This window comes from Ruminococcus sp. RTP21359st1_H3_RTP21359_211015 (assembly GCF_040909065.1).
GTDB lineage: Bacteria > Bacillota > Clostridia > Oscillospirales > Ruminococcaceae > Hominimerdicola > Hominimerdicola aceti.
Genome location: NZ_JBDGDD010000042.1, coordinates 1 through 16,243, shown reverse-complemented (window position 1 = coordinate 16,243; position 16,243 = coordinate 1). Strand labels below are relative to the sequence as shown.

12 protein-coding genes are annotated in these 16,243 nt (G+C 37.6%); 3 read left to right on the top strand and 9 right to left on the bottom strand.

Annotated features, from left to right (window positions below; genetic code table 11):
* The 7 genes from AB5Z01_RS12550 to AB5Z01_RS12520 all read right to left on the bottom strand — a co-directional run.
* A partial coding sequence (locus AB5Z01_RS12550; RefSeq protein WP_368365578.1) for a UvrD-helicase domain-containing protein occupies positions 1-2,906 on the bottom strand: 2,906 nt, incomplete at its 3' end.
* A 40-nt stretch (positions 2,907-2,946) separates the two neighbouring features.
* Entirely contained in the window at positions 2,947-3,759 is an 813-nt protein-coding gene (locus AB5Z01_RS12545) for a restriction endonuclease (protein WP_186489889.1), read from the bottom strand.
* Positions 3,760-3,771: 12 nt separating this feature from the next.
* Entirely contained in the window at positions 3,772-4,965 is a 1,194-nt protein-coding gene (locus AB5Z01_RS12540) for a cysteine desulfurase family protein (RefSeq protein ID WP_368365577.1), read from the bottom strand.
* Positions 4,962-5,342: a DndE family protein gene (locus tag AB5Z01_RS12535; protein ID WP_117903517.1), complete on the bottom strand. Its 381-nt coding sequence runs from the start codon at positions 5,340-5,342 to the stop codon at positions 4,962-4,964. The genes AB5Z01_RS12540 and AB5Z01_RS12535 overlap by 4 nt, the downstream gene beginning before the upstream one ends.
* Before the next feature lie 13 nt (positions 5,343-5,355).
* Positions 5,356-7,491: a DNA sulfur modification protein DndD gene (gene dndD / locus AB5Z01_RS12530; RefSeq protein ID WP_368365576.1), complete on the bottom strand. Its 2,136-nt coding sequence runs from the start codon at positions 7,489-7,491 to the stop codon at positions 5,356-5,358.
* Positions 7,463-8,863, bottom strand: a complete 1,401-nt coding sequence (gene dndC, locus AB5Z01_RS12525; protein WP_117903521.1) for a DNA phosphorothioation system sulfurtransferase DndC — start codon at positions 8,861-8,863, stop codon at positions 7,463-7,465. Before dndC ends, dndD begins: the two co-directional genes overlap by 29 nt.
* Before the next feature lie 348 nt (positions 8,864-9,211).
* A complete protein-coding gene (locus AB5Z01_RS12520) occupies positions 9,212-10,672 on the bottom strand; it encodes a hypothetical protein (protein WP_368365575.1) in 1,461 nt (486 codons plus the stop codon).
* A 210-nt stretch (positions 10,673-10,882) separates the two neighbouring features.
* Here AB5Z01_RS12520 and AB5Z01_RS12515 point away from each other — a divergent pair, with 210 nt between their 5' ends.
* The 3 genes from AB5Z01_RS12515 (at position 10,883) to AB5Z01_RS12505 (ending at position 14,268) form a co-directional block, all read left to right on the top strand.
* Positions 10,883-12,697 carry a hypothetical protein gene (locus tag AB5Z01_RS12515; RefSeq protein WP_368365574.1) on the top strand — a complete coding sequence of 605 codons (1,815 nt, stop codon included), beginning with the start codon at positions 10,883-10,885 and terminating at the stop codon, positions 12,695-12,697.
* 53 nt (positions 12,698-12,750) lie between these two features.
* Positions 12,751-12,960, top strand: coding sequence for an excisionase (locus AB5Z01_RS12510; RefSeq protein WP_117891941.1), 210 nt, complete (start codon positions 12,751-12,753; stop codon positions 12,958-12,960).
* 75 nt (positions 12,961-13,035) lie between these two features.
* Entirely contained in the window at positions 13,036-14,268 is a 1,233-nt protein-coding gene (locus tag AB5Z01_RS12505) for a tyrosine-type recombinase/integrase (protein WP_368365573.1), read from the top strand.
* 144 nt (positions 14,269-14,412) lie between these two features.
* On the opposite strand, the gene lysS is transcribed toward AB5Z01_RS12505, so the two are convergent.
* Together lysS and AB5Z01_RS12495 are read right to left on the bottom strand one after the other, a co-directional pair.
* A complete protein-coding gene (gene lysS / locus AB5Z01_RS12500; protein ID WP_046440215.1) occupies positions 14,413-15,984 on the bottom strand; it encodes a lysine--tRNA ligase in 1,572 nt (523 codons plus the stop codon).
* Positions 15,985-16,021: 37 nt separating this feature from the next.
* A partial coding sequence (locus AB5Z01_RS12495) for a GreA/GreB family elongation factor (protein WP_368365572.1) occupies positions 16,022-16,243 on the bottom strand: 222 nt, incomplete at its 5' end.

Genomic DNA, 16,243 nt, shown 5'->3' with positions numbered 1-16,243 from the left:
ATGTACGACACCTCAAGTCCATTTTTATGGGGTTTGTCGATTTCGACATCTGTAGCGGGCATAATAACTGTGCCATATTCAAGACCTTTTGATTTATGGACAGTAAGACAGGTAACTCTTATATCATCAGTAGTAATGTCGATCTCTCTCGATTTTGCTTCTGTTCCTGTCATTATGTTGATGTGAAGAGACTCATTAATTGAATCAAGAGTAAGATAACTCTTCTTATTCACCTTGGACAATTCCTCAAAGATAAGTTCATAGTTTGTACGATAGTATTCCTGCATATACTCATCTGATGGAGCATAAGCTCTCCAAGGTTTCGTAGCTTCATATATCAGCCTGAGTGTTTTCAGTACCGGCTCTTTTTGGATATCACGAACAAGATCTTTCCAGGTCTTGCCCATAGCAGAATAATAAAACTTATCAAGGCAATCTATAAAAACATCTGTTTTCTCATCAGCGGTTTTACCGATTATAGAACGAATATCAAAAATAATATTCACATTCCTTGAGTGAATAAGATCAAAAAGATACGTAGGGTTATATGGATTGCAGAGTGCCGATGTCAGTCGACACAAATCCGTACTCGGTGCAAGTCTATAAAGATCACTGTTGTTGTCACTCTCTATAACAACTTCTCTTCTTTTAGCCTCTTTCAAAATTTCATTGATCTGATAGTTGCTTCTTGTTAGAATAGCTATGGTTCGTTTATTTTTCGAAAGTTCTTTTGTTCCCATTTCTATTTCAATTCGCTGCCGTTGTTGTTCAATAATGTTGAACAGCATATCATAGTATTTTGTTGAATTATTTTTGTCAGAATTGTTATATGAAATCGGAACAACAAGTAGATCTTCGCTAATGTTATTAGATTTGATACCTCTTAGAACATCAGTAGTTAGATCATATTTAAGCAGATCCATCCTGCTCATGTAGGAAAAAGTTTTAGCGAACCTGTCTAAGAGTCTTTTGTCACTTCTGTAATTAAGATTTAAAGTGAACGAAAGCCAACTCTCTTTATTGCATCCCATTTTTTTAAAAGCAGTCATAGTCGCACCACGAAAACGGTAAATGCTCTGTTTAAGATCACCTACAATGAAAAAATTGAATCCAATTTTTTTTTGCATAGCAACAAATGATGCTATCTGTGCATCATCCGTATCCTGAAATTCATCTATAAACACATATTTGAATTCATAAAGATTGGTGTTAAATGCTTTATTATCTATGCACTTGTTGAGATGGATCATATATTCAGACAATGCCACTGCATTGTTGTCTATAAGAAACTTTGAGTACTCTTTTTCAGTCTCTACAACTACTTTTTCAATTATCCTATTTAGGTACGGCATATTATCTGGCGCATCCCCCCATGAAGTCATATCGAGAGTCTTTATGTCACAACCTTTTTCATAAAGCTTATTAGAAATATCAAGCATCAGCTTACGAAAATCCTCTATATTAATCGGAAGAACATTAAAGAATATAGGATTGCGTTTGTTTTCTTCCTCCAAATAAGCAGTAAAAAGACGATCAAATATTTTTTGTTTTTCATACTTTCCGATAACAGTAGCGAACTCTGTGCCAATGCCCAGTGTTATAGCAGTATTCGAAATAATTTCCTTAGCAAAGCTATGAATAGTAGAAATACGCATTTTCTCAATACTTGTTACCATTTCAAGGTACTGCGTATCATTGGTAAGTATAAAATAATTTACAAAAAGTTGTTTAAGCCTTGACTTCATATTGATAGCTGCATCATCAGTAAAAGTAAGCATTGCTATTTCAGCTGCAGGGTCAAATACACCAGAATTAGAAGCATGACTACAAAGAAAAGCTACTCTTGAAACCATAGAATAAGTTTTTCCTGTTCCGGCACCAGCCTTGACCTGAATATCTCGTCCAATTTCTGCATGTTCAATATGAAATTGATCAATGTTAAAGTTTGTAACAGCCGCAATAGTCGAAAGAATTTTTTCTTGCTCTTCTGAAAGTTTGCCATTATATGCTTGAAAAGAACTTATAGCTATATCCTGGCTTATAAAGAAAGCTTCAAAATTAAATAAAGAAAGTCTATTGTTTTCAATTGTGAGAATGGTTTCTGTGTTGCCAGATGTGCTTATAGCAAGATTGCCTTCTTTTAATATTATATGATTTTTGGTCAGAGCTTCTGATAATTGTTTTGTTATAACTTCAAGATCAGAAACACCTTGTGTGAATATTATCTGCTTGGTTCCTTTAAAATATGAAGTTATAATGTCATTTATATTGGTAAGAGTTAGCCCTTCAGAGAATACCGACAGACAAGAGTAAGGAATAATATTTTGAGAAGGAGCAGTCACAACATATGTAGGTTCAAAATGATGCCTTGCAGTATCATAGTTGTCACCAATCATTTTGTCAAAATTCAGCTGTTGCGAATCCTGATAGACACCAAGTATTTTACGCGAAAAGTTGTAGCTGTTTTCAATGTCTTCTTTGAAAAGAGTGTATTCCGGTTCTGAAACGATACTTAACCCAATTTTATTATAGTCTATTTCAGAGAGGAAAGGGTAACAGATCATATTCATGACCAGTGGATTTATACCATACTTTTCATTCATCATGTTTTTGAGTTTAAAAGCATACGATCTTGCCTGTTTCTTTGGAGAATCTTCTATGCTTCCATTAGACATAATTATTTCGTCAGGAGAAACGACTTCACTAATATGGCTTTTGTCCCACCCCTTAACTTCTATTATCATGAATCCAACATCTTTTATAAGTAGGCAGAAATCGAATTCTCTGCCTTTTACTTCTCTGTTATAGTAGCAGAGAATATCTTCTGGTAGATTATCCTTTATGCACTGCCAGACTTGCTTTTCTCCCTCATAGTTGTCCGGCTGCTTGTCTTTCATTAAAGCCATAATAAAACCCCATTACATATAATTCTTATAATGTATAAACTTATTCAAAGTAATCTTCATTAAGCTTGTATACCGTATACGTTTTAATTTTTTCAAGACCTATACCATACGTGATCATAAGATCGGCTAACAGATCACCATTGATAAGTTTTAGACTTTTTTGTTGTTGATTTTCTGCATAATTTATCGCTTCTTTTGTAAATGTTGATGTAGTGATGAATACTCCTTTCTGAACATCCTGCATAGCACCAACAAAAGATTGTAGTATCTGTCTGCCAATCGTATTCTTTTGATCATATCTCTTAGCTTGAATATATATTTTACTCAAGCCTAATCTATCTTCAAATATTACGCCGTCGATACCACCATCGTGTGATTTTCCAATTACTTTTCCCGCTTGATCATTTACGCCATATCCCATTTCAAGCAATAGATGTACAACAAGGCTTTCAAAAAAACTTGGGTGGCATGCAAGAATGCGGTCTTTTATCTGGGCTTTCAAGCCATTCTTATAAAAAAGATATGTTTGATCAATCTTTTCCTCTGGTAAAAGATTTTCTTCGGAATATATAATTTTCTTTGGATTGTTTTCGCTATTCGGTTCGTTAGGATCAATTGCCGCATATAGGTCGTGCTTTCCTTTTTTACCTGTAATTTTGAAATACTTAACAGGAGAGGCGCTTGGAAAATTCAAGCCTTCACAATGACAACGTATTTCCGAATTTACAACATTTACAGGATTTTTAGCTCCAAAATTGTATAATCCTTTTTCAATTATTTTTTCATAGGCTTCTTTGGATGTAAGACTTCCGTTTTCTTTTAGAACAATAACAACTGCATCAATAATCCTCAATACGATCACATCCTATATATTCTTTGTTAAAATTGAAATAAACTGGTCAATATCTTTTTTCATTGTGAACTTATTTAGAGATATTCTAAGTATCTTACTGGTCTGATTTTTAAGTCCTAAAGCGTTTATAACATGAGATGGCTCTCCGAGACTGCAGGCAGACCCGGTTGATATTGCGACTTCATTACTAATACGCTTAACGAACCTTTCGTTATTAAAGTCTTCTTTCATAATTAAAATGCTGATGATTCCTTTTGCCCTGAATTCATCAGGAATAAAAATTTTGATATTATCACAACTCTTTAGTTTAGCGATAAGGTAATTATCCAGATCACATGTATGATTGTAGTTTTTCTCCATATCACGCATAGCTATTTCAGACGCTTTACCAAATCCTACAATATTATGCACTGCAAGTGTGCCAGCACGTATTCCGCTCTCTTGCTCACCACCATGAAGAAGTGCTGTTATTGGAGGAAGTCCGTATTTATCAGATTTGATATATGCACAACCTATTCCTTTAGGACCGTAGAATTTATGTGCAGACACGGACATGAAATCAACATCAAGATCTTTTACATTGACAGGAAATTTCCCCACTGCCTGTGTAACATCAGAATGAAATAACACATTCTGACTATGCGCTACTTTGGCTAAATCAGCTATGTTATTAATAGTACCGGTTTCGTTATTGACATAAATGAATGAAGCAATGGCTGTTCTGTCAGTAATTGCAACTTCAAACTTTTCTGTTGATATAATCCCATATTTATCGACTTCAACAAATGTAGCATTATAGCCCCTGTCAACTTTGTTGTTAGCAGCGAACAACGACATAGTAGCATCGTTGTTGGAATAAATTTCACCATTTAGATATTTACATACGTTTAAGGTAGCTTTATGTTCGGCGTTAGATGTTATAACATGATTTTTGCCTTCGCAATAATATTTGCTGTAGTCAAGGACTCCCTTAATAATCATATTCGTGCTTTCAGTGGATCCAGCAGTAAAGATTATCTCTTCGCTTTTTGCGCCTAATAAAGCTGCAACCTTAGAACGTGCTTCCTCAACTGCCTGCTTAGCGTTATCTGCCTTGCAGTAATACTTACTAGATGGATTTCCATATTCTTCTTTAAGATACGGAAGCATAGCATCCAGCACTTCTTCATCAATTGGAGATGTGGCTGCGCTATCCAGATATATCATACAGTATCACCAACCCCCAGAACATGAAGAATATACTTATCAACACTACCTGCATGATTGTACATATCAAGAAGCAACTTACTTCCGCGATCAATATGAGCTTTCACATATTTAGGAAAGAATTCATCTTCACCAAGAAATCTTCCCTCAATAAGCTCAAACATGGCTTTAAAGTACTCTTCATTATCACCTGTAATGGTCTGTCTGTTTAAATCCAATCCGTTTGAATCGGATTTAAAATCTTTTACGGATGTCTTTTCTGCGACAGACCATGCAATAGCATGTTTTACCAATGTATATGGCTTAAAATTGGTACGTCTTTCAAGTTCCTCAAATATTTCCTGAGTCTGCTTTGACGTTTTCAATCTAAATATCATTTTATACTCACCTTTAAAAGAAATAACCCTCAGTTACCGTTGTTTTGTTTTCGCTCTGATCGTTTTTAAGCAAATATTCTTTAGATATGTAAGGTTTTATTATAGTATAGTAATCCTTAGTAATCTCTTCATCAGTAGAAAGTATAACAACCTGACTACTGATGTTTGGGAAGAACTTTGATGAAATCTCCTCACGGTGATTAGCATCGATACGAGCATAAGGTGTATCGATGATGAACGGAATATGCTTTCCCGAAATCTGAATAATTGCCCAATAAAGAGCAAGAATGAAAATTTGTCTTTCTCCTTTTGAAAGTGTATTTAAGTCGACCCTTCTATAGAGCTCTATCTCTTCATTATTATTATCACAGGAGAGAATAGCATCTTTAAGACCCTCTGCTTCATTAACAGAGAAGTGTCTGCAAAGCTTTCTTACGCTTTCACTACCAATAATAGCCAAGAAGTCCTTAACACCAACATTGACTATAAGTGATCTTAGCTCATCTATAGTAAATTGCTGCGTTTGAAACAAATCAAACTTGAAATTTTCTGAGATCTCAATTATAGAAATAAGATTATCTTTACGATAGATTTGCTGAAGATTCTCTATTATCTTTTTAGACAGTTGTTTACGTATACTGATCATACTGTCGCTAATCAAGCGCTCCATCATCTGTGAAATACTTGTACTAAGATCCAACACATGTCTTTTCTGGGCGTTGTCGCGTATCTTTTCGCGCAACGAGTTAAGTTCAGAATTAAGCACCTGTAACTTTGATTCAAGTTCTATCTTTTCGTTTTTCTTTTGTAAAGATTCAAGCTCCAAACGTTCTATGTCCTGTTTAGAACGTTCTATCTCATCTGTATATTTTTTGGCATCTTCCTCAGACAAGGCATTTTTTAATCTTTTCCTGATAGACCTAACTCTCTTGTCCATTTTATCTTTATCATTTATCTTTTTTGTAAACTCTTTTGAATCAAATGACGTAACTGCATCAGCAAGATTTAATACCTGTCCCATTTCAGCCTTTGAAAAATCAAATATCATCTCATCAAAGGCTCCATTAGCCACTTCGAATTTTTTCACTATAGCTTCATAAAGAGCTTCAGAAATACCGTTGTCTTTTTTTGTTTTATCAGCAACGATATTGCTGATGAACTCTTTGGAAAGCATATTGATGATATACTCGTGAATTGAAGCCTTCTCCTCATACTTGATCTGTTGTTTTAACTGAGAAATCATGTCTTTCATAATGAAAAACGGCATCAAATCTTCAAAAAACGACTTTATTTCCTGCGCAATGACCTCTCGTTCTTTATCATATTTAAGTACATTTTTTTCAAGTATTTTAACTTCTTCCGGCGGTAGTCCTCCAGAACGAACAAACTCCGTTTCACGCTGCTCAATAATGGTCCGAAGAGTACTCATCTTCTGCATATTATCGTTAAGTATGGATTCGCACGCAGTTATTGCTTTTTCAGTTTCAGCAATCTTATCAACTAAGTTTTGATACTGATCATTAAGATCCATTTCTTCTTTGCTTTCTATTCTACCATTATAATTTCTGCAGAAATGCTGCAATATTTCAAAATCATCAATGCCGCACATTGTTAGCAAAGCATTTTTTACATACTTGTTATATCCATCAGAAGCAAATATAGTACCGACTTCTTCACCATCAAAAAGGAAAAACTCAAACAAATCAATTGGAATGATATTTAAAATATAGCTTTCGAATAGTATTCTATCAGTATATTCAAGAGGTTTGTTTCCTTCATAAACACTATAAGATTCTTCTATTTTAGAGTCAATAATATGCCAATTGCGATTAATTGTATAATATTTTATTTCTCTCTCTTTTTTTACCTTTACTTCTATAGAAATTCCTGATGTAAATGGTTGCGTTTGAAATGCTTTATCGTTTATAAATCCCCTGATTTTCTTGCTATAAAAAGTATTATTACCAGTATAACCAAAAGCTAAAGGACCATAAAGCGCAATTTTAATAGCTGTGAAGATAGATGTTTTTCCTGCACCGTTAAGACCACCTATCAGTATTATAGGCTGTTCTTTTTTTACGGTGAAGTCAAATACAGTTTTGCCCTCATAGGAGCTAAAATTAACAAGCACCAGTTTCGTTATCTGCATTTTCTATCTCCTTCAGTATATCAAAATGAAGCCACTGCTGATTCAAAAGTTTTTCAAGATCCTTACGCATTATTTTCGGATTTGAATAGTTTTTGTTTTGGTGGACTGATAATAAAAGATTCTTTACAAGTTCACTCGGGACATTATATTCTTCGCACATATTTTCAATACTGTCAACAATATCTGCCTTTATAAGTGCTTCTTTATAACTATCCCAAGGGAGTTTTTCACCTGTAAGATCATAGTATAGATCAACTAATACTCTGCGTGAAAGATCCAGCTCACGATCCCATATTTCATCTATTGCTCTAAGTTCATCGAGAGTAATTAGCTCATAATTGATAGCTTTCTGTGTTTCAATAAGTTTCGTAAGGATAAGTTTTCTTGCTTCCCAGGTAAATGGGCCATACCCTTTATTTCCATGCTTATCCGCATAAACAGTGCCATCCCTATGCTTTTTTTCTCGATATTTATCAACGTCTCTTATACTCATGAGCCATGTTCTAAACTCTGCTAACGGAATCAACTCGCGGTGTCCTGCTTTAATAAACCCATTGAGTGATTTGTCCTCTTTAACAACAGTGCAACACCAACAGCCAAATCTTGACTGACCACAACTCTGTGTTTGTCCTGAATTCGACATTCCTGCAAACGGACATTCGCCGCTATCAGCATCAGAATATAAGGCAACAAGTTCACTATTATCTGATCCCCACGGGGTTTTGCCACTATTGTGTTCAAGAAGAACTGTCCATACATCTTCAGTAGTCAGTTCAACTATCGGATTATAGACATATGCATTTGGGATAGTTTCATGTCTGTTAAGCATACGTGTTGTAAGTTCACGACCCTCAATACGCCGTTTTCTAGCAATACTTTCAGCTTTACGTACACCTAGAAGAACTATGACTTCCTTGTCTTCCTCAGCCATGATTGCTTTTATCTTATCAGCACTTGGTTTAATCTTAAGTCTGTCAGTACACCATCTGAATGTACCATTCATTCTTGGTGTAGGAAAGCCTTTACCAATAATATTCGTCCAGAATGTATTGTTGAATTTTGGAGTTACCATGCACGACTTAATAGGGAGCCTGTCTTTTGCAGCAGCTTCTCCGAGAAGGTTATTCATTTTGTTAAGATATATCTTAATCAAAGGATTTTCAATAAGTGTATCAGAGGATATTATGTAAACATTCTTGTGCCTATGCTGTGGAGCAAGTGACTTAAGCATTTCATAGACCAGTTCTACCACAGTAGTGGAATCTTTTCCTCCACTATATCCAATAATCCACGGTCGGTCATCTGACCGATAAACATATTTAATCTCATTTAATAGTTCCTCATAGGAAACTATATCAAAATAGCTACTCATTATATCTAATCAACCATTTCTACAAAATTGGGTACAAATATACTATTTTATTATACACTATTTCCCGCTTTTTGTCAATGAGCGTTAAAACAATTAAATATTTTACCAAATTTAACGCTGATTATGCTAAACAAGTATTCTTCAGGCTGTCTTCACTAAGCAAAAACCAATTTTCGGTGGAAATACTTACGAAAAAAAACACAATGGTAATGGTTGAACCCTTATCATTGTGGTTTTTAAACTTATTTTTTCATAGTAAATTTACAGTATATTTTATAATTTACATATATAGTATGTTAACTGCTTGCAATAAGATGTCCTTTGCTTATGGTAAAATCAAGAAAAACTCTATTTATTAGAGTCGAGCGATTTAGATTTCTTATTATGATCCCGTTTGTTACCGCAATTTGTTCTCTTAGAATCTCCCAACGATATAAGAAAAAATGTATCACATTTTTCGCATCGTTTATAAGTTTTATCTGCTTTGTAACAAAACGCCAGCGAGTAATATAAAGCTTCAAGAAGAGTGTTGAATTTGATTTTCAAACAATGAGTGTTAAGCGGGTCAAATTGTACAGTCACATTTTGGATATTGTAATTTATCTCTGTCTTGACAACATCTGTCGCTATCTTTATCAAAGCATCTCTCATATCTTCATTAATATTATCATAATTCGTTTTTTCTTCATCTTGGTGCTTTATTCCTTTCACGGAACAGCCTTCTATCAGTCCGACGCCTAGTGAATACGCCTGTATAAAAGAAGCTATTCTGAGATCTTTACGAGTTCTTATGAGATGTTTATTTTTATTTCTGTCATTATTAAAAATCAATGTGTTCTGGCAGAATAGCCAATTTTGGTTTGTCGGATCTTCGATCACGGTCTTTCCTGTAGAATTTCTGAGCATTTCATTAAATTCGTTTACAACTTTATTGCCATCAATTTTTTTATTCTTGAAGCCTGAATCTGTATCATCTTTAGTATCCTCAGAGTTTGAATTATCGTTAACTTTTTTTCCGAATGCCATATTCATATTATCCATCCATTGCTTAAAATCGGCATTTTCAGTATTTAGATCAAAAAACATATTATCGTCGCTATACACTTCTTTTAAACTCCAACTTCCATATTCTTCGGATGGAATATAAGCATTGATCAATAGGCGATAATAGTTATCTTCATAAGATCTATATGTAAAGTTTTTCATTTGTATCTCTATTGTGGGACACGTTAACAGCATTAACGTAAGGCCAAGAACTTTTTCAAATGTACTGCCCTTTGAACCTATGTGTTTTTCCTTTTGACCATCTGTTAACGCTGATTTTTTCAGTATGGATAATTCTGTGATCAGTTCGGCGACAGTCTTAAGTCGTTTTATGATCGAAACAACATCCTCATATTTTACATCTTCGCTGTCATATACAGGAAAAAGAAATCCATATCTGTTTATCAATCCGAATAAACTGTTTTTGTCTTCTTCTTTATATTCTAATTCTGCATTCAGAAATTTTTCAAGAATACTTTTGCTAGCAGCATGCTCTTTGGCACATACCAGACCATAGTCAGAAATTGTTCCTTTCTTATTAGGATACACAAATTGAAAATGTTTCTCTTCAGGTATCATATTCGATGATCCATCGTTGCCGGATTTCGGATCTAAAAGCATCATTTGTGTTCTGTTATTTGTTAGCAGACTTGAAAGCTCAATATAGTCGTTTTTAGACGCTTTGCATTGCGGATAATCAAACGATGCCTCTTCCAAAACCTTCAAATCAAAATTAAGTATTTTTTCACATTCTTTTTTTGTCATAGCATTTCCCTTCATAATATTGATTTTTATTTTCAGATTATATATATTTCTGATTTTTTACTGTCTTTAAATTTAATATTAGCACGATTTTCTTACGGAATATTATATAAAAAATACGGATAGTGTAAATATTGAAAAAAAGGCAATGGTTGCGTGATCCTTTCTGCTGTGATATAATACAGTAAACTAAAATTCGAAAGGATCTTACTTATGGAAATAAAAAATTACCCCAGGGGCTACTCAGCAGGTCCGGACGGTATCTACTATCACGGCGAGCATTTTTCAAACGCTCTTATAGAAATCACCGACTACTACGAAGTAAAGTCATTGACGGCAGATGCCCCAGGTGACTGCTATGTAGAGGTCGCATTTAAGGTCGGCGAGAAAACCTATCCGGCGGTAATTCCGTGCAGTGATCTTGAAAAAGCTATGCGCTTTATTCCTCGCAATGAGGTCAAATTTAATAAAAGAGAAAGCACATGTAACAATTTTTTGTCGGGAACTATTAAAGGGGCTATTCTTAATATGGAACCCGAAATCAGATATTCTCTTACCCAAGGGTATAATCGCTTTGAAATAGGTGATGACCATAATGCGCACTACGTCTTCCTGCTTGGCAGCTGCATTATTGGCGATACGGAACGTATAGGCGTTGATATAGCACCGCAGAACGAAGCCCTCGCAAAATTTAAACGCCCGCTGTCAACGCAAAATGCTGAATTTATGCCGTGGGTATCGGATTTTCTTGATTCAGATAATATACCCGGCGTATTGCTTATGGCGGCACTTACGCCATTCATAATGCCACTTATAGACGAATCGCAAAGAAGCAGATTTGAGTTCAACACTTACGTTTACGGCGATTCGGGTTCGGGAAAATCTGCGATAACCAAACTGCTTGTAGATTATTTCGAGGGCAGTCCAAATATTATAAATCTGCACAGCAATAAAAGCGAGATCGACAAGATATTCGAGTACAAGCATTGTTGCGTGGCAATTGACGACCTCTGCGGCACTGATTCCAACAGAGAAAGAGAGAATAACGAACAGAAACTTTCGGAAAATCTCAAACGTGTTCAAACTCCGGGGCAGATAGTCCGTGACGGCAAGAGGATCAAAAATGAAAGTATGCTTTTTGTGACGGGTGAATATCTGCTTAAAAGTTCAAGTACGCTAAATCGCTGCCTTGTAGTAAATCTTAAAGATCCGATACCGCCGAAGGAGATCAACAAGCTTTGCCGTAATAAAGATCAGTATCTTGAAATGGTGCGGTGCTTTATCGAGTGGGTCTGCAAAAACTATGACAGACTCAGCAAAAATCTAAACAGCAGGCTTAGCGATGTCAAAAATCACAAAAGCAAGGCTGCGAGATATTCGGGCTTTAACCGAAACTATGCTATAAAGTCCTTGCTGTTTTGCACCTGTGATATATTTTGTGAGTTTATCAGAAGCGTTTCGAACGATGATATGACAATGATCACAAGGCGCCGTTCTATCGAAAACTCTATCGAAGCACAGATAGATGACACATTGCGTCACCTTGAAAACCGCAGCAGTGAATATGCCTCCTCTCGAAACATAGTCGAGGAAGCAGCCGCCGCTATTTTAAATTCACAAAACGTCTCTAACGATATTAAGGATTTTCGTAACGCGATACGCTTCGATGAAGGCCCTTGTTATTACGATAACCAGCTTGAGGGAAGCTTTATCATCAGCGGCGAGGAATTGAGAAAAATTTTTTCGTCAAGGCTTTCTGCAAAGTCCATAGGCGAAGCCCTTGCAGACGAGAACGTGCTTATACTGTCGAAAGACGGTAGCAGAACATACCCTATCAGAAAACAGGGCAAGTCGAAAGACAAATGGATGAAAAAGTTTTATCACATAAACGCCGATGCGCTAAAAGAGTATGCCCCTTGTTCCGATGAAACGGAAGATAAAAAGCCTAAAAAGCCTAAAAAGCCTAAAAAGCGTGAACTTGGCATATTCCGGCAGTATGGAGTCTGGAACAAACGGAAAAAGCAATGATTTAACTTATACATTATTTTCAAGATACCAACAGGAGGTAAACAATTATGGATATGGTCAGAGAAAGGGAACTGAACGTCCCTATATTTCAAAAGCAAAACCTCACTATCGAGGAAGCCGCCGTTTATTCAAACATCGGTCAGCACAAGCTGAGAGAACTCACGGCAGACGAACGCTGTCCGTTCGTTTTGTGGGTGGGAAATAAAAGGCTTATAAAGCGCAGGCAGTTTGATGAGTATATGTCGAGAGCTTATTCTATCTGAACTGCGAGAAATGTGAAAAATGCCGACCGTCCGGAAAGCCGATGGTCGGCAGAATTTTGAAAGGAGAGTTTTATTATGGCAAAAAGGCGCAGAGACAGCAAAGGCATTATGCTGAAAAAAGGTGAAAGCGAACGTGCGGGCGGCGGTTATGATTACCGCTGGACGCAGAACGGCGAAAGGCGCGTGATATATGCACCCACGCTGCAGGAACTTCGTGAGAAAAAAGAGGAAATCTCTGCCGATGTTCTCAGAGGCATAAGGCCTAACGCCCGAAACCTCACGGTAAATGACATCTATAAAATGTGGGTGAGAGATAAAATGGGGCTAAAGGACAACACTATGCTGAACTATATGTATATGTATGAAATGTTCGTTGACCCCTATATCGGCAAAAGCAAGATTTCAGGACTGCTGTATTCGGACGTTAAGGGCTTTTACAATATGCTTTACAGAGAACGCGGGCTAAAAGTTTCTACTATCGACAACGTAAATACCGTGCTTCATCAAGTGCTTGAACTCGCCGTGCAGAACAGGCTTATCCCCGCGAACCCCTCTGACAATGCGATAAGAGAACTGAAACATATGCACGGCAAGGAGATACAGAAGCGTCAGGCGCTTACCACAAAGGAACAGGAACTTTTTCTTGATTACCTCCGCAGCACGCCGCGTTATCAGCATTGGTATCCTGTATTTCTTACAATGCTTTATACAGGTCTGCGTGTCGGCGAGATAACGGGGCTGCGCTGGTGCGATGTTGATCTTGAAAACGGCTTTATCAGCGTCAACCACACACTTGTTTACTACAAGCACGATACAAACAAATGTCAGTTCAGCATACACAAGCCTAAGACAGAAGCGGGAAGCCGCAGCGTGCCTATTATGAGCGAAGTCAGGGAAGCACTCGAACAGGAGAAAGAGTATCAGGATATAGCGGGGCTGAGATGCAAAGTTAAAGTCGACGGCTTTTCTGATTTTATTTTCATAAACCGCTTTGGCAATGTACATAATCAGAACAATCTCAACAGGGCATTGCGCAGGATAATCCGTGACTGCAACAAAAGAGTGCATTCGGAAGCGCAGAAAAGCGAAAACGTCACCCTACTGCCCGATTTCAGTTGTCACACCCTCCGTCACACCTTTGCAACGCGAATGTGCGAAATGGGCATAAACCTCAAAGTGATTCAAGACGTACTCGGCCATTCAGATTTCAGCACCACGATGAACGTCTACACCGACGCCACGAGCGACTTCAAAAAGAAAGAATTTCAGACCCTTGAAAAGCTTCTCAAAGGCGGCAGTGCCGAATAATAAAAAAGAGATCACCGATGAACCAAAACATCAGTGATCTCTCATATGTTATCATATTTTTTTATAAGTTTCTGACCGATTGGCGTAAAATTGGCGTAAGCCGTCGGTCAGACCTGCTGAAAACCTCGCAAAATCAAGGGTTTATTACTCTAGTGTCTTCATCGTAGGGAACAACAGCACATCTCTAATAGCCGGGGAGTTAGTCAGCAGCATAACAAGTCTGTCTATGCCGTAACCAATTCCGCCTGTAGGTGGCATACCTATCTCCAAAGCTCTCAGGAAGTCCTCGTCTGTGTGGTTTGCTTCCTCGTCACCCTGCTTCAATGCCTCTTCCTGCGCTGCAAATCTCTCACGCTGATCTATCGGATCGTTCAGCTCTGAGTATGCGTTGCACATTTCTCTGCCTGTGATGAAAAGCTCAAATCTCTCTACATAGTCAGGATTTTCAGGCTTCTTCTTTGTGAGCGGAGATATCTCGATAGGGTGATCCATTATGAATGTCGGCTGAATAAGATGCTCCTCAACATATTCCTCAAAGAACAGGTTGAGTATGTCGCCCCTCTTGTGCCTTGCTTCGTATTCAATGTGATGCTCGTCTGCAAGTGCCTTTGCCTCTTCTGTTGTGGCTACCTGTGAGAAATCAACACCAGAATACTTCTTTACTGCGTCGATCATTGTCATTCTCTCAAACGGCTTGCCAAGATCTATCATTACATCACCGTAAGGTACGCAAGTTGTGCCACATACTTCCTGTGCAACGTGCCTGAACATATTCTCCGTCAGATCCATCATGCCGTAGTAATCAGTGTATGCCTGATAAAGCTCCATAAGAGTAAACTCAGGATTGTGTCTTGCGTCAACACCCTCGTTTCTGAATACTCTGCCTATCTCGTATACTCTTTCAAGTCCGCCAACAATAAGTCTTTTCAGATAAAGCTCCAAAGAAATTCTCAGCTTAACGTCCTCGTCAAGTGCGTTGTAGTGTGTCTCAAATGGTCTTGCGGCAGCTCCGCCTGCGTTAGATACCAGCATTGGAGTTTCAACTTCCATGAAGCCCTGTCCGTCAAGATATCTTCTGATAGATGAGATTATCTGCGACCTCTTTATAAATGTGTCCTTTACCTCAGGATTGCATATAAGGTCTGTGTATCTCTGTCTGTATCTAGTGTCCTGATCCTTCAGACCATGCCACTTCTCAGGCAACGGCAGAAGCGACTTTGAAAGCAGTACGAACTTCTGAGCGTGAATTGAAATCTCGCCCATTTTTGTTCTGAATACAAAGCCCTCAATGCCAACGATATCACCGATATCGCCCTTCTTGTAATCGTCAAATTCTTCCTTGCCGATCTCGTTCATTCTCAGATAGACCTGAACCTTGTCGCTCTTATCTCTCAGGTCAAAAAAGCTTGCCTTGCCCATAAGACGTCTTGACATTACTCTGCCTGCAACGCTTACTGTTATGCGGTTTGCCTCGAGAAGCTCCTTGAGCTTTTCCTCGTCTTCGCCTGCCTGCTCCTTAAGCTCAGCCTCAAGCTTTTCATACTGTGCTTTAGCCTCGGCACAGCTTGCCGTAACGTCATACTTTGTTATCTCAAATGGATTCTTGCCCTTGGCTTTCAGCTCTTCAAGCTTGTCCATTCTTATCTTCTTTAAGCTGTTTATGTCCTCCTGAGTAAGCTCTTCCTCAGGAGCGTTTGTGCGGTTTTCCTCGCTCATTTATATTTTCCTTTCCGTGTGTTTTGTAAGTGGTCTGTTACTTTGAAATGTCGATGACCTCGAATTTCAGCAGACCGGCAGGTGTTTCAGCTTCGAAAATGTCGCCTACCTTGTGCTTGAGTGCAGCCTTGCCTATAGGTGACTCGTCAGAGATCTTGCCGTTGTCAGGGTCAGACTCAGTTGAACCTACTATCTGAAGATCCTCGATCTCGTCAAGCTCGATATCCTTTATCTTTATGATAGAGCCTACGCCTATCTC

Bases quoted from the DNA above. Each gene is read 5' to 3' on its own strand.
- AB5Z01_RS12540 (WP_368365577.1), bottom strand. From the start codon at position 4,965: ATGATATATCTGGATAGCGCAGCCACATCTCCAATTGATGAAGAAGTG.
- AB5Z01_RS12535 (WP_117903517.1), bottom strand. From the start codon at position 5,342: ATGATATTTAGATTGAAAACGTCAAAGCAGACTCAGGAAATATTTGAG.
- dndD (WP_368365576.1), bottom strand. From the start codon at position 7,491: ATGCAGATAACGAAACTGGTGCTTGTTAATTTTAGCTCCTATGAGGGC.
- dndC (WP_117903521.1), bottom strand. From the start codon at position 8,863: ATGAGTAGCTATTTTGATATAGTTTCCTATGAGGAACTATTAAATGAG.
- AB5Z01_RS12520 (WP_368365575.1), bottom strand. From the start codon at position 10,672: ATGACAAAAAAAGAATGTGAAAAAATACTTAATTTTGATTTGAAGGTT.
- AB5Z01_RS12515 (WP_368365574.1), top strand. From the start codon at position 10,883: ATGGAAATAAAAAATTACCCCAGGGGCTACTCAGCAGGTCCGGACGGT.
- AB5Z01_RS12510 (WP_117891941.1), top strand. From the start codon at position 12,751: ATGGTCAGAGAAAGGGAACTGAACGTCCCTATATTTCAAAAGCAAAAC.
- AB5Z01_RS12505 (WP_368365573.1), top strand. From the start codon at position 13,036: ATGGCAAAAAGGCGCAGAGACAGCAAAGGCATTATGCTGAAAAAAGGT.
- lysS (WP_046440215.1), bottom strand. From the start codon at position 15,984: ATGAGCGAGGAAAACCGCACAAACGCTCCTGAGGAAGAGCTTACTCAG.